This is a genomic window from Ilumatobacter fluminis, assembly GCF_004364865.1.
Classification (GTDB): Bacteria; Actinomycetota; Acidimicrobiia; order Acidimicrobiales; family Ilumatobacteraceae; genus Ilumatobacter; species Ilumatobacter fluminis.
On the sequence record NZ_SOAU01000001.1, the window covers coordinates 4,255,454 to 4,269,180 of the forward strand.

Annotated in this window: 12 protein-coding genes; all 12 read right to left on the reverse strand. The window is 69.5% G+C overall.

From position 1 onward, the window contains the following. A complete protein-coding gene (locus BDK89_RS19265; RefSeq protein WP_133870500.1) occupies positions 1 to 951 on the reverse strand; it encodes a nuclear transport factor 2 family protein in 951 nt (316 codons plus the stop codon). Continuing rightward, positions 944 to 2,488: a class I adenylate-forming enzyme family protein gene (locus BDK89_RS19270; RefSeq protein ID WP_133870501.1), complete on the reverse strand. Its 1,545-nt coding sequence runs from the start codon at positions 2,486 to 2,488 to the stop codon at positions 944 to 946. The genes BDK89_RS19265 and BDK89_RS19270 overlap by 8 nt, the downstream gene beginning before the upstream one ends. Before the next feature lie 37 nt (positions 2,489 to 2,525). After that, positions 2,526 to 4,049, reverse strand: coding sequence for an acyl-CoA dehydrogenase family protein (locus BDK89_RS19275; protein ID WP_133870502.1), 1,524 nt, complete (start codon positions 4,047 to 4,049; stop codon positions 2,526 to 2,528). Then, positions 4,049 to 4,939, reverse strand: a complete 891-nt coding sequence (locus tag BDK89_RS19280) for an LLM class F420-dependent oxidoreductase (protein WP_133870503.1) — start codon at positions 4,937 to 4,939, stop codon at positions 4,049 to 4,051. Before BDK89_RS19280 ends, BDK89_RS19275 begins: the two co-directional genes overlap by 1 nt. A gap of 109 nt (positions 4,940 to 5,048) precedes the next feature. After that, positions 5,049 to 6,332 carry a dihydrolipoamide acetyltransferase family protein gene (locus BDK89_RS19285; protein ID WP_133870504.1) on the reverse strand — a complete coding sequence of 428 codons (1,284 nt, stop codon included), beginning with the start codon at positions 6,330 to 6,332 and terminating at the stop codon, positions 5,049 to 5,051. Between the two features lie 15 nt (positions 6,333 to 6,347). Beyond that, positions 6,348 to 7,322, reverse strand: a complete 975-nt coding sequence (locus tag BDK89_RS19290; RefSeq protein WP_133870505.1) for an alpha-ketoacid dehydrogenase subunit beta — start codon at positions 7,320 to 7,322, stop codon at positions 6,348 to 6,350. Next, positions 7,319 to 8,269, reverse strand: a complete 951-nt coding sequence (locus tag BDK89_RS19295; protein WP_133870506.1) for a thiamine pyrophosphate-dependent dehydrogenase E1 component subunit alpha — start codon at positions 8,267 to 8,269, stop codon at positions 7,319 to 7,321. Before BDK89_RS19295 ends, BDK89_RS19290 begins: the two co-directional genes overlap by 4 nt. After that, positions 8,269 to 9,105 carry an SDR family NAD(P)-dependent oxidoreductase gene (locus BDK89_RS19300; RefSeq protein WP_133870507.1) on the reverse strand — a complete coding sequence of 279 codons (837 nt, stop codon included), beginning with the start codon at positions 9,103 to 9,105 and terminating at the stop codon, positions 8,269 to 8,271. Before BDK89_RS19300 ends, BDK89_RS19295 begins: the two co-directional genes overlap by 1 nt. Next, the gene (locus BDK89_RS19305; protein WP_133870508.1) at positions 9,102 to 10,157 is read right to left on the reverse strand and encodes a zinc-dependent alcohol dehydrogenase; all 1,056 of its coding nucleotides are present in this window, start codon (positions 10,155 to 10,157) and stop codon (positions 9,102 to 9,104) included. The genes BDK89_RS19300 and BDK89_RS19305 overlap by 4 nt, the downstream gene beginning before the upstream one ends. Before the next feature lie 28 nt (positions 10,158 to 10,185). Next, positions 10,186 to 11,730: a long-chain-fatty-acid--CoA ligase gene (locus BDK89_RS19310; protein WP_166657698.1), complete on the reverse strand. Its 1,545-nt coding sequence runs from the start codon at positions 11,728 to 11,730 to the stop codon at positions 10,186 to 10,188. After that, entirely contained in the window at positions 11,727 to 12,194 is a 468-nt protein-coding gene (locus tag BDK89_RS19315; protein ID WP_133870510.1) for a nuclear transport factor 2 family protein, read from the reverse strand. Before BDK89_RS19315 ends, BDK89_RS19310 begins: the two co-directional genes overlap by 4 nt. After that, a complete protein-coding gene (locus BDK89_RS19320) occupies positions 12,191 to 13,717 on the reverse strand; it encodes an AMP-binding protein (protein ID WP_133870511.1) in 1,527 nt (508 codons plus the stop codon). The genes BDK89_RS19315 and BDK89_RS19320 overlap by 4 nt, the downstream gene beginning before the upstream one ends. Between the last annotated feature and the right edge of the window lie 10 nt (positions 13,718 to 13,727).

The window sequence follows — 13,727 nt, forward strand, 5'->3', positions numbered from 1 at the left end:
TCACGCCTTCGGGGTGGTGGGGAGGCCGAAGGTGGTGAAGGCGTGGAGGGTGTCGCAGTACTCGCGGACCTGGGTGATGCGGCCTCGTTCGACATCGAGCACGAAGCAGTACCGGTTCTGGTAGCGGGCGCCGTCGGCTCGAAGACCGTCGCTCGCTGCTTCGACGGCGACCGACCCGTCGCCGACGATCACGCGTCGTGGCACGAGTGTCCACCCGCCGGTGAACGACCGGGTGATCCCCGGCAGATGCTTGATCCGGTCGTGGAGCGAGGCGAGGCCGACGAGCGGCGCCCGGTCGCCTCGATAGGGCTCGACGTCACGGCGGCCGCGTTCGCGATCCGCCCCCGAGTCGGCCCACCACGTGGCGTCGGGCGCGGCCAGCGGCGCGATGATCGACGGATCGGCGGCAGCGACGCCGACGACGAACGACAGTGCGATGTCGGCGAGCGCCTCGTCGGGGATCGCATCGGTCGCGACCGGGGCCGGCGCCTCCGTCGACCGATCGAGGTGGCGGCCCGAGAAGACGTCGGCGGCGTGCGCCGTGTCGAGGTACTCGCGAACCAGATCGACGCGACCGTCGGTCACGCCGATCACGAACGCGTACCGGTTCCGGTACGGCCGTTCTCCCTGGTACATCCCATCGCCGTCGACCTCGACGACGGCGAACCCGTTGCTCCCGAACGAATGCCACCGCTGCTGGCGGACGCCGCCGGGGAAGCGTTCGGGAAGACCCGAGAAGAGGTCGAGCTTGTCGCCGAGTCGCATGTTGCCGTGGAGCGGCCACGGTCGGTCGTCACCCGGGTCGACGTCGTCGACGCCGGACGCCCGGTCGAGGCCGGTGTCGACCCACCAGACGCCGTCCGGATCGACGAGCGCGCGCATCGCGTCGACGTCGTTGCGATCGAGCGCGTCGATGAACTCGGTCGCCGTGGAGACGGTGGCGTCACTCATCGTCGGCGAGCATGTCGCGCACGAGGTGCTTCTGGACCTTCATGCTGGCGTTGCGCGGCAGGTCGTCGACGAAGCGCACCTTGGTGGGCTTCTTGTAGCTGGCGAGGTCGCGGCGGGCGTACTCGGCGATCGCCTCCTCCGACAGGTCGGCGCCGGCCTCGGGCACGACGACGGCGGTGACGGCCTCGCCCCACTTCTCGTGCGGCGTGCCGATCACGGTGACCTGGGCGACGCCGGGCATGCCGGCCAGGACAGCCTCGACCTCGGCGGGGTACACGTTCATACCGCCGCTGATGATGAGGTCCTTCGCCCGGTCGGTCACGTAGACGAAGCCGTGATCGTCGAGGCGACCCAGGTCGCCGGTGTAGTACTCACCGTCGACCAGCACCTCGGCCGTCTTGTCGGGGTTGCCCCAGTAGCCGGAGAACATCGTGTCGGCTTCGACGACGAGTTCGCCGACGGAACCGTCGGTGATCGGGTTGCGGTCGGAGTCGACGACGCGCACCCCGGCCGACGCCAGCGGCCGGCCGACACTCGCGTAGATGTCGTCCGCCGGCGTGCCACCGCGCCAGTCCTCGCGGGCGGTCACCGTGAGCGGCGCGACGGTCTCGGTCATGCCCCACACCTCGACGTACCGCTCACCGATCACGTCGACGAGCTGGCGGGCGTGTTCGGGCGGCAACGGCGACGCCGAATGCAGGACCGACTCGAGGTGGGTGAGCACCTCGGGACGGAGCGTGGCCTGTTCGACGAATCCGGGGACGAGCGGTGACGGCGCATACGTGAACGTCGACCGGTGCTCGATCATGTGGTCGACCCATGTCTCGACGGTGTACGGCATGAGGAACGAGACCGTGCCTCCGACATAGAGATGCGGGAGGATGACGCCCCAGATGCCGCTGACGAACGAGAGCGTCCCGGTGAACGCGCATCGCCCGTACATCGGCAGGCGGTACGCGAACGGGATGAGCTTGATGCAGCCGACGACGGCGCGGTGACTGGCCATCGCTCCTTTCGGAAAGCCGGTGGTCCCCGACGTGTAGCCGAGGATCGCCAGGTCCTCGGGCCCGCGTCGGGGGTCGACGTACAGGGTCGATGCAGCGGACAGCAGGTCTTCGTAGCCCTGAGCGCCCGGTGCCCGATCGTCACCGATCGTCACCACGGCGCGCAGCTCGGCGGTCGACTCGAGCTCGCTCACCACCGGAGTGCGGCCGTCGGTGTGGACCAACGCCTTCGCAGCAGAGTCCCCGATGATGTAGTCGATCTCGCGGGCGACGAGACGGTCGTTGACGTGCACGATCGGGTAGCCGCCGATCGCACACCCGACGTACACCTCGAATGCAGTGACGGTGTCCTCGAGCAGTGCGGCGACGTGGTCGCCGGGTTCGAGGCCGAAGCCTCGGAGCGCGTTGGCGAGGCGGGTCCCTCGGTCGAGCAGCTGCCGGTAGGTGCGCATCCCGTCGCGGCCCGTCAGGGCGACGCGGTCGCCGTATCGACGGCAGGCGTTGATCAGGACGTCGCCGAGTGTGTCGTTCATGGGCGTTCCTCCGAAGGTCGGTCGTGGATGGCGCCGATCACCAGAGCAGATCGGCGAGGTCGAGCAGGATCACGTCGGGCGAGCGGACGGCGGTGCGCCGGAGCGAGTCGGCGGTCCCACCGACGACGACGTCGGGCGAGCGTCGGGCCAGATCAGTGATGAGATCCGCTGCCGAGTCGGTGGCGTCGACGAGGGTGAGCTCGGCGACGAGCGCGAACCGGGCCGCCCGATCGTCGGCCGTCTCGGCGAGCCGGTCGGCCTGCGCAGCGACGAGGTCGGCGGCGTCGAGCGCGATGCACACATCCGCCAACCGGGCTCGAACGCTGTCGTTCGACAGCAGCGCCCGGCCCACCTCGCTCCCACGGATCGAGTCGAGTGCCTGTCGCAGGTGCGCCGTCGGCCCGGTCGCCTCGTCGGTGGGCGGCTCGACGGCGCTGCGACCGATGATCAGGCGCTGGATCTCCGACGTGCCCTCGTAGATGGTCGCCTGGCGTGCGTGGCGAGCGAGCGCCTCGACGTGGTAGCCGACCGTCACGCCACGAGCACCGTGGATCTGTTGGCTCTCGTAGACGGCCCGGCATGCGGCCTCGGTGGCGGCGAGCTTCGACATCGCCGCCTGCACGACCGAACGCTCGCCGGCGTCGCGCGTCGCTGCTGCCCGGTAGACCAGGGCTCGGCACCAGGTGGCGTCGGCCCACATGCGGGCGAGCTTGAGCCGGATCACCTCGAGGTCGGCGAGGCGGCGGCCACCGACTTCACGTTCGAGTGCGATCTCGAGTGCATGGTCGTAGGCACTGCGAGTCATACCGACGGCGAGCGCTCCCACCGACGGCCGGTAGACCTCGAGCGTGCCGAGCGCGACCTTGAGGCCGTCTCCTTCGGCACCGATGAGGCTCGACGTGGGGACGAAGTGGTCGGTGAACACGATCGTGCCGATCGAGTGCGGCGCCCCGAGTTCGATGTCCTGGCGCACCTCGACCCCGGCTTCGGACGGGTCGACGACGAACGCCGAGTACCCGGCGCTGCCGGCCCCCGGCGTGCGGGCGACGACGACCATCAGGTCGGCATCGGGCGCACCGGAGATGTAGGTCTTGGTGCCGCTGATGCGATAGCCGCCATCGACCGGTTCGGCCGTCGTGGTCATGCCGCGCACGTCGGATCCGGCGTGCGGTTCGGTCACCGCGAAGGCGAACACCTTCTTGCCGTCAACGAGATCGGGCAGGATCGCCGAGCGTTGTGCATCGTCACCGTTCTTGACGATGGCGACCGTGCCGAGGCCCTGGAGCCCGAACGTGAAGTCGACGCCGGGCTCGTGATAGCCGAGGTGCTCACGCAAGATGCACAGCAGCGTGGAGTAGCGGTGGTCGTTCCCGCGGCCTCCGTACTCGCTGGCGATGTTGAGTCCGAAGTAGCCGCGGTCGGCCATCGCCGTGACGAGGTCGCGGCAGATGGCGTGTTGCTCGCCGAACTCCTCGGCGATCGGGACCAGCGTGGCGACCGCGAACTCGTCGACGTCGGCGGCGAGTTCCTGCTCGTCGGCGGTCAGCCCGAGTTCGATCATCAGACGGCGGCGTCGGAGCCGAGCGGCAGCGCAGCGGCGTACTTCTCGAGGAACTGACGGGTGTCGCGCCGCGGGATGGAGAGGCCCAGCACGAACTCGTCGACGCCGAGCGCCTCCACCTGTTCGAGGTACGGGGCGAGGTCGTCGGTGTCGCCCCAGTGCGGCATGCCGAGCACGATGCGGAAGTCGTCACGGTCGCGACCGGCCGCCTCGAGTTCGCTGTCGAGCAGCGCGAGCCCGTCGCGCAACTCGTCCGGTGTCATCTTCCAGCCGTACCACCCCTCACCGAAGCGGGCGGCGCGTCGGATGGCACCCTTGGAGATGCCGCCGACCAGCACCGGCGGGTGCGGATCTTGGACGGGCTTGGGGAATGCGACGACGTCGCGGAACGAGACGAACTCGCCTTCGAAGGTGGCGCGGTGCTGCGTCCACAGCGCCTTCATCACCTGGATGTACTCGTCGGCTCGCGCGCCGCGCCGTTCCCACGGGACGCCGACGGCGGCGTACTCCTCACGGTTCCAGCCGATGCCGACGCCGTAGTCGACGCGACCTCCGGAGAAGTGGTCGAGCGTCGTGACGTGCTTGGCACGCTCGACCGGGTGCCGTTCGGTGATGACCTCGACCGAGGTGCCGAGCCGGATTCGGCTCGTGACCGCAGCGGCGGCCTGGAGCACCATGAGCGGTTCGAGCAGACCCTGGTCCTGCTTGAACCCGAACGTGCCGTCGTCGCTGTGTGGATACTCCGACTCGAACTCGTCGAAGAACACCACGTGATCGGGCGCCCAGTAGCTGTCGAACCCGAGTTCTTCGACGGCGACCGCCGTCGACTGTGCGAACTCGATGCCGCGCCCTGGTTCGCCGTCGACGATCTGGACCACTCCGTACCGCATCGCTCAATTCCCCTCTCCGTCACCGCTCCCGGTGAGCATCATGACCGTACACCAACCAAGCACTTGCTTCAATTGGATGATCCGCAGTCGACGACGATTCGTCGTTCACTCATGCGCCGGTGCCCTCGAACGAGGTACGCAGCACCTGGAGCGCCTTCGCGGCGGTCGCACCGTCGATCAGACGATGGTCGCACGTGAGGCTCAACCACATCATCGGACGAACGACGATCTCACCGTCGACCACGACCGGTCGTTCGACCACCGAGCCGGCGAACAGCATCGCCGTCTGGCGGGGCGGGATGATCGGCGTGCCCGCCTGGACGCCGTAGGCGCCGAGGTTCGACAGTGCGACGTGCCCGCCCTCGACGTCGGAGATCTGGAGGCGGCGCGCCCGAGCGCGCTCGGCCAGATCGCGGAGCTGCTCGCCGATCTCGACCACGTGGAGCCGGTCGGCGCCGCGCATCACGGGAGCGACGAGGCCCTGATCGGTGTCGACGGCGACCGCCATGTCGACCTGATCACGCTCGATCATGCCGCCCTCCACGAGGCCGGCGTGCAGCATCGGCACGGCCCGACACGCCGCAGCGAACTCACGGATCAGATATGCGGTCACCGTCGGCGCCTTGCCGGGGCCGTCGTAGTGGGCACGTTCGCGCTGCAGCGACGACACGTCGACCTCGATCATCTCCGTGAAGTGGGGGATCGTCGACCAGCTCGTCGACATCGACGCCACCATCGCTCGGCGGTTGCCGTCGAGCCGGATCGGCTCGGGGCCGCCGGCGGGCGCGTCGGGCAGTGGTGCGGCAGCGGGCGGAGCAGCCGGAACCGGAACGACCGGGGCGACAGGCCTCGAGACGGGCTGCGCCGGTGTGGGCGGAACCGGTGGCGCTGCGAGTCGGGCGATGTGGGCCTCGACGTCCGGCACCGTGATCGGACGGTCGCCGCCGACCACGATCGTCGACAGGTCGATCCCGTGCTCACGGGCGATCGCCCGCGCCTTCGGAACCGCGCGCACCCGCCCGGACGCCGCAGTCGGTGCCGGTGACGACGGCGGTGGCGGGAGGTCACTCGCCGGGGGCGCCGGTGCCGACTCGGGCACCGAGCTCGGCGCGTCGCCGGAGAGGAAGCGGTCGACCGAGGCATCGTCGGTCGGGTCGCCGGCGTGGGCGAGGACGGCGACGGGAGCGCCGACGGCGACCTCCTCGCCGTCCGCGGCCAGCCACCGGAGCATCCGGCCGTCGGTCTTGGCCTCGACGTCGGTCTCGACCTTCTCGGTTTCGACCGTGTACAGCAAGTCGCCGGCGGCGAACGGTGCGCCGGCATCGACGTGGCGGGCGACGATCACGCCGACGTCCATCGTCTGGCCGAGGCGGGGCATCGAGAGCAGATCCATGGCAGTCCTCCTGGGTCAGACGAAGGTCGAGTGCACCGCGGCGACGATGTCGTCGTTGGTCGGCAGCATCATCCGCTCGAGGTGCACGCTCTGCGGGAAGTAGGTGTCGGGCGTCGTGACGCGGGCGATCGGCCCCTCCAGCACGTCGATCGCCCGCTCGGCGACGACGGCCGCGACCTCGGCGCCGGGTCCGCCGGGTCCGGGTGCTTCGTGCACCAGCACCAGGCGTCCGGTGCGTTCGACCGAGGCGAGGATCGTGTCGAGATCGAGCGGGCGGATCCCTCGCGGGTCGATGATCTCGACGTCGATCCCGTCGCCGGCGAGTTGCTCCGATGCCGCGACCGCTCGACCCACGAGGCTGCCCCACGCGACGACGGTGACGTCGGAGCCGCTGCGAACCGTCGCGGCCCGGCCGATCGGCACGAGATGCTCGCCGTCGGGCACGGGACCGCGCCGGTTGTACAGGGCCTTGTGTTCGAGGAACAGCACCGGGTTCTCGTCTCGGATCGCCGACTTCAGGAGTCCCTTGGCGTCGGCCGGGTTCGACGGCATCAGCACGTACATGCCGAACGCGCTCTGGAACAGACCACCGGGCGACTGCGAGTGCTCGGCACCGCCGCCACCCTTCGCTCCCTCCGGCGCCCGGATGACCATCGGCACGGACAACTTGCCGCCGTGCATGTACCGCCACTTCGCCGCCTTGTTGTAGACCTCGTCCATCGCGATGCCCACGAAGTCGGAGTACTGGAGCTCGGCGACGGGACGCGTGCCGGTCATGGCGGCGCCGACGGCCGCGCCGGCGATCAGCGTTTCCGACAGGGGTGAGTCGAACACCCGCTTCTTGCCGTACTTGTCGTGGAGTCCCTTGGTCACGCCGAACACGCCGCCGAATCCGGCGACGTCCTCGCCGAACAGGAAGACGTTCTCGTCTCGGGCCATCTCCTCGTCGAGGGCCTCGTTGATGGCCTGCGCCATCGTGATCTCCCTCATGCCAGCACTCCTTCGAAGAGTCGTTCGCGGGTGGGCAGCGGGGCCTGCTTCGCCTGTTCGGCCGCGGCGCCCATCTCCGTGTCGGCCTCCTCGGCGATGCGGTCGAGATCGGCCTGCGTGGCGATGCCGTCGCCCAGGATGCGGGATGCGAGCAGCTCGATCGGGTCGCGCCACTGTTCACGGTCGGTGTCGGTGCGGTACTGCTGCGGGTCGCCTTCGAAGTGGCCACGGAAGCGCGTCGTCTTGGCCTCGATGAAGGTCGGCCCGTGTCCGGCGCGTGCCCGGTCGACCGCCTCCGAAACGGCGTCGTGCATCGCGACGGCGTCCTGGCCGTCGACGATCACGCCGGGCATGCCGTATCCCGCGGCTCGAGTCGCGAGATCGGTGACCGCCGTCGACTCCGACAGCGGCACCGAGACGGCGTAGCCGTTGTTCTCGCACAGCCAGATCACCGGCAGCTTCCACGCGCCTGCGGCGTTGGCGGCCTCGTGGAACGTGCCGCGGTTGGCCGTGCCGTCACCGAACATGCACATGACGACCTGACCGCTCTCGCGGTACTTGGCCGACATCGCAGCCCCTGCGGCGAGCACGAAGGTGCCGCCGACCGTGCCGCTCTGCCCGAGCACGCCGACATCGGGATCGACGGTGTGCACGATGCCGGCACCGAGACCGCCGGTCGAGCCGGCGGTGGTGGCGAGCACGTCGCCGAACAGTTCGACGGCCGACACGCCCTTGGCGAGCAGCTGGCCGACGCCGCGGTGGCTGTAGAAGAGGTAGTCGGAACGCTCGAGCGCTGCGGTCGCGCCGGCCATCACGCCTTCCTGGCCGCGCCCCGAGTGATAGAGCACGATCGCGTCGCCGCTGTCGACGAGGCGCAGGATCCAGCGCTCGGCGGCACTGGCGCGCATCATGTCGCGGTACATCCGCAACAGGGTCTGGTCGTCCATCAGTGGACCTCCTCTCCACCGGTGACGTTCAACGCCTCTCCGGTGACGAACGAGGCGGCGTCGGATGCGAGGTACCACGCCGCCTCGGCGATGTCGTCGGGCGCCGCGAACCGACGCAGCGGGATGAGCTTTTGCTGCTTCCTGCGGGCTTCCTCGCGGGTGATGCCGCTGCGGCTGGTGAAGGCGTCCATCGGGCCGCCGGGCAGGTCGAGCAAGGGTGTGTCGACGGTGCCGGGGCAGATCGCGTTGACGCGGATGCCGGCGGGTCCGAGCTCGCGGGCGACCGACTGGGTGAAGCCGACGATCGCGAACTTCGCCGCGCTGTAGGCGCTCAACAACGGCCAGCCGGTCTTGCCGGCCTGGCTCGCCATGTTGATGATCGAACCGCCGCCGTGCTCGGCCATGTGCCGGGCGGCGGCGCGCGTGCCGTAGAACGTGCCGGTCGCCATCACGTCGACGTTGCGCGCCCACTCGTCGTCGGAGAGTTCGGTCACCGGGCGCAGGCCGAGGCTGATGCCGGCGTTGTTCACCATCACGTCGAGGCGGCCGAACTCGTCGACGGCGCGGGCCACGAGCGCGTCGACTTCGGCCGACTTCGTGACGTCGCAGGCATGGGCGACAACGGTGCCGCCGCCGGCCTCGGCGACGCGTTCGGCGGCCAGTTCGAGATCGGTCGGTGGCGGCACCTGATAGTCGGGGAACGACTCGAGCGGGCGTCCGATGTCGGACACGACGACGTCGAAGCCGCCGCGTGCGAATCGTTCCGCGATCGCGAGGCCGATGCCGCCGGAGCGGGAGGCCCCGGTGACGACGACGACGGGACGGTCGCCGCTCACAGCGCCGCTCCCGGCTCGATCAGGACCTTCACCGACTGGTCGGCGTCGGCCTGGGCCTCGAATCCCTCGGTGATCCGGTCGAGATCGAAACGATGGCTCACCAACGAGTCGGCGGTGACGGTGCCGTCGGCGACCATGCGTGCCGCGGTGGCGAAGTCGTCGTCGTAGCCGAAGGTACCGAGGATGCGCACCCCGCGCCGCACGACCGAGGTCGCGTCGACCGGCAGTGGGCGATCGTGGAGGGCGGCGAGCACCAGCGCTCCTCCGGCTCGGATGCACGGCATGACCGAGTCGATCAGGCCGTGGGCACCGGCGCAGTCGAACACGACGTCGCACGCGGCGGGCGCTCGGTACGCACCCGGCCCGGTGTGCTCTCGGATGACGTCGACGAGGTCGTCGGTCGTCGGGTCGACGACGTGGGCCCCGACGACGGCGGCCGCGGCTCGGCGTCGTTCGGAGAGGTCGGTGGCGATGATGCTGCGGACGCCCGACGCGGCGAGGGCGTGCACCACGGCGAGCCCGACGGTGCCGAGACCGAGGACCACGGCGACGTCGTCCTGGTCTGGTTCGGCGAGGTTGACGGCGTGGACCCCGACCGCCAATGGCTCGACGAGCGCCCCGCTCCCGGCGGCCATGCCGTCGGGCAACGCGAACACGGTGCGGTCACGACGGGCGTGCGGGATGTGGAGGTACTCGGCGAATCCGCCCGGCTCGCCGTTCGCGATGCTGCACAGCAGCGCGGTGTCGCACAGCGACGTTCGACCTTCCCGACAACGGTCGCACTCCCCGCACGGGGTGTACGGCAGCGCCGTCACGTACTCCCCGACCGACAGGTCGCCCGCGTCACGTCCGGTCGACACGATGCGACCGGAGAACTCGTGGCCGAGCACCTGGCCGGGCCGGACGAACCGGCCACTCCGCCAGGTCTTCAGATCGGACCCGCAGACGCCGCAGGCGTCGACGGCGATCACGATGCCGTCGGTCGACGGTTCGGGGTCGGGGATCTCCTCGACCCGGAACTCCCCAGGGCCCCGGAACACGGCTGCTCTCATCTCGCTCCTCGTCTCGTTCGGCGGTCCGTCAGGACCCGTCGTAGATGGTCCGCAGCTCGCGTCGCAGCACCTTGCCGGTCGGGTTGAGCGGCAGCGGTTCGTCGCGCACCTCGACCCGGGTCGGACACTTGTAGTGGGCCAGCCGTTCTCGGCAGAACGCGATGACCTCGTCGGGTTCGACCGGGGCGCCGGGTCGGGGGACCACGACGGCGAGCACGGTCTCGCCCCACCGCTCGTGCGGGATGCCGACGACGGCCGCTTCGCGGACGGCCGGGTGTTCGAACAGCACGTTCTCGACCTCGGCGGGATAGATGTTCTCGCCACCCGAGATGATCATGTCCTTCACCCGGTCGGTCAGGTACAGGTAGCCGTCCTCGTCGAGGTAGCCGGCGTCGCCGGTGTGCAACCAGCCGTCGGTGATCGCGTCGGCGGTCTCGTCGGGCTTGCCGTGGTAGCCCTTCATCACGGTCGTCCCGCGCATCCAGACCTCGCCCACCTCGCGCACCTCGACCTCGCGACCGTCGTTCGGGTCGACGAGCTTCATCTCGACCCACGGCAACGCACGCCCGCACGACTTCATCCGTTCCTCACCGACACGGTGCTCGTGCCACTGCATCGTGGTGACGGTTCCGGTCGATTCGGTGAGGCCGTAGGCGTGGTGGAACTCGCAGCCGGGCATCAATTCGATCGCACGGGCGAGCACGGCCTGCGAGATCGGCGCGGCGCCGTAGACGATGTCGCGCAAGCTCGACAGGTCGGCGTCGGAGCCGTCGGCCTCGTCGAGCACCATGTTGAGCACCGCCGGGACCATCATCGTGAGCGTGACGCCCTCGGTGTCGACGTGGTGGAGGAAGTCGGCCGGGTCGAACGCGCGACGAAGCAGCACGGTGCCGCCGCGTGACATCGTGAGGATCGGCCAGGCCGTGCCGACCGCGTGGAACGACGGGTAGGGCACGTACACGACGCAGCCCGGGTCGAAGTGCCAGGCGTCCGCGAGCCCGTCCGCGGTCAGCAGCAGGTTGAGATGCATCAGCATGACGCCCTTCGGCTGGCCGGTCGTGCCCGAGGTGTAGAGCTGCCACATGACGTCGGTGTCGACGACGTCGACGAGCGGGTCGTCGTCCGCAGCGGCGTCGACCAGCGTGTCGAATGAGGGCCTGCCGTCACCGTCGGGATGTGCTCCGACCACGACGATCCGGTCGGCCAGCCGGTCCGGGGCATCGGCGACGAGTGCGAGCAGGTCGCCTTCGACCACGAGCACGCTCGGGTCGGCGTCATCGAGGACCGCGCCGACCTCACCGGGCGCGAGGCGCCAGTTGACCGGCACCGTGACGGCGCCGAGCTTGGCCGCACCGAGCATCGTCTCGAAATACTCGATGCGGTTCATCGAGAGGAAGCCGACACGGTCGCCGTGGCCGATGCCGCGTGCTGCGAGCGCGTTGGCGACCTGGTTGGAACGCCGGTCGAGTTCGGCGTACGTGACGGTGCGCTCGTCGGACACGATCGCCCGTCGGTCGGGCCACTGCGAGGAACCGTTGCGGACGATGTCGGCGAGCACGGCCGGTCGGTTCACGGTTCGCTCCTTCGGAATCGGTCGAGCAGCGGCCACACCTCGGAGGCGGCGTCGAACTCCTCGGCCATGTGGACGCGAACGGTGCGGCGGGCGATGCGCCACGCGTCGTCGCGTCGCTCGAAGCGGTCGTCGTAGTCGGCCACCATCACGAGGTGCCGTCCGCCCGACCCGGCGGGCGGCCAATGGAGCGCGAGACACAGGGTCGACGAGTCGATGGTCGTGTCGTCGACGCGTCGGAGGTCGGAACCGGTCATGACGTGCAAGGTGCCGTCGTAGACACCGGCGAGGTGCTCGTCGAAGTGCGCGACGAGCCCGGCGGGGTCGCCGACGTACACGCCGTGGTCGTCGACGGCGTCGGCGTGGTAGCAGCGTTCGACCCGCTTCCAGTCGCGGTCGTCGACCCCGCGTGCGTAGTCGTGCAGCACCGCCCGGATGGCGTCGGCGTCCGGACCGGTGACCGTCATCCCTGGTTCGCCGTCTCCCAGTAGGGGTCGCGCAGCAGGCGCTTGTACAGCTTGCCGTTCGGGTCACGCGGCAGCTCGTCGACGATGTCGATCGAACGCGGGGCCTTGTACGCAGCCAGGTGTTCCTTGCAGTGGTCGAGCAGCTCGTCGGTGGTCGCCTCGCCGGCGAGTTCGACGACGGCCTTGATCTGTTCGCCCCACTCGGGGTCGGGGATGCCGAACACGGCGACGTCGCCGACGGCCGGGTGTTGGATCAGGACGCCCTCGATCTCGGACGGGTGGATATTGACGCCGCCGGTGATGATGATGTCGCTCGATCGACCCTGGAGGAAGAGGTAGCCACCTTCGTCCATGTAGCCGACGTCGCCGACGGTGAAGTAGCCGTCGCGCTTCGACGACGAGGTGCGCTCGCTGTTCTTGTGGTACTCGAAGTCGAGTGCGCCGGCGAGCATCCAGACCTCGCCGGTCTCACCACGGGGCACCTCGTTGCCGTCGGCGTCGAAGATGCGGATGTCGGCGTTCGGCCAGGCGGCACCGACGGTGCCAGGGCGCTCGAGCCACTCGGTCGGGCTGACGGTGGTGCCGCCGCCTTCCGACGCGCCGTAGTACTCGTAGATCTTCGGCCCCCACCATTCGATCATCGCCCGCTTGGTCTCGATCGGGCAGGGTGCGGCACCGTGCACGGCGTACTCCATCGACGACAGGTCGTACGCGGCCTTCACGTCGTCGGGGAGCTGCAGCATCCGGTGGAAGTGGGTCGGCACCATGTGGCTGGTGGTGACCCGGTGGCGTTCGATCTGGCGGAGGGCGTCTTCGGCATCCCAGCGACGCATCATCACGATCGTGTGACCGAACTGGGCCGACGCATTGGCGTAGACGAGGACGGCGGTGTGGTACACGGGCGACTGGAGCATGTGGATGTGGCGATCGCCCTCGATGCCGAAGATCCGCATCGGCAGGCTCCACACCTCGCCCACGTCGTCGGGATCCATGCCACTGAGCGGACGCTTGATGCCCTTCGGCGAACCCGTGGTGCCGGAGGTGTAGGTCATCATCCAGCCGGCGGTGCGACCGTCGGGCTCGGCGTCACTGGCGGCGCCCACCACGGCGTCGTAGTCCTCGAAGCCCTCGTGCCCGTCGACGCACAGGCGCATCGAGTTCGGGATACCCGCCCGTTCGGCGGCGACGGCCACGGTGTCGGCGTACCGCTTCGAGCACACGACGGCCTCGGCGTCGCTGTCGGCGAGGATGTAGCCGATCTCGTCGCTGGTGAAGTGGTAGTTCAACGGCACCACGTACCAACCGGCCTGGAGCCCGGCGAAGAAGACCTCGAGGAACGGGATCTCGTTCTCGAGCACGATGCCGATGACCGAGCCCTCCTTCATGCCGCGCTCGCGGAGCGCGTTCACGACCTGGTGGGTGCGCGCGGCGAGTTCGCCACGGGTGACGCTGCGCCCGGTGTCGGTTTCGATCGCTGCGACGTGCGACGGGTTGGCGCGGGCGAGATTCCAGAGTCCGATCACGGTTGCTCCT

Excerpts from the sequence above, each read along its gene's own strand:
- BDK89_RS19265 (WP_133870500.1), bottom strand. The coding sequence starts at position 951 with ATGAGTGACGCCACCGTCTCCACGGCGACCGAGTTCATCGACGCGCTC.
- BDK89_RS19270 (WP_133870501.1), bottom strand. The coding sequence starts at position 2,488 with ATGAACGACACACTCGGCGACGTCCTGATCAACGCCTGCCGTCGATAC.
- BDK89_RS19275 (WP_133870502.1), bottom strand. The coding sequence starts at position 4,049 with ATGATCGAACTCGGGCTGACCGCCGACGAGCAGGAACTCGCCGCCGAC.
- BDK89_RS19280 (WP_133870503.1), bottom strand. The coding sequence starts at position 4,939 with ATGCGGTACGGAGTGGTCCAGATCGTCGACGGCGAACCAGGGCGCGGC.
- BDK89_RS19285 (WP_133870504.1), bottom strand. The coding sequence starts at position 6,332 with ATGGATCTGCTCTCGATGCCCCGCCTCGGCCAGACGATGGACGTCGGC.
- BDK89_RS19290 (WP_133870505.1), bottom strand. The coding sequence starts at position 7,322 with ATGAGGGAGATCACGATGGCGCAGGCCATCAACGAGGCCCTCGACGAG.
- BDK89_RS19295 (WP_133870506.1), bottom strand. The coding sequence starts at position 8,269 with ATGGACGACCAGACCCTGTTGCGGATGTACCGCGACATGATGCGCGCC.
- BDK89_RS19305 (WP_133870508.1), bottom strand. The coding sequence starts at position 10,157 with ATGAGAGCAGCCGTGTTCCGGGGCCCTGGGGAGTTCCGGGTCGAGGAG.
- BDK89_RS19315 (WP_133870510.1), bottom strand. The coding sequence starts at position 12,194 with ATGACGGTCACCGGTCCGGACGCCGACGCCATCCGGGCGGTGCTGCAC.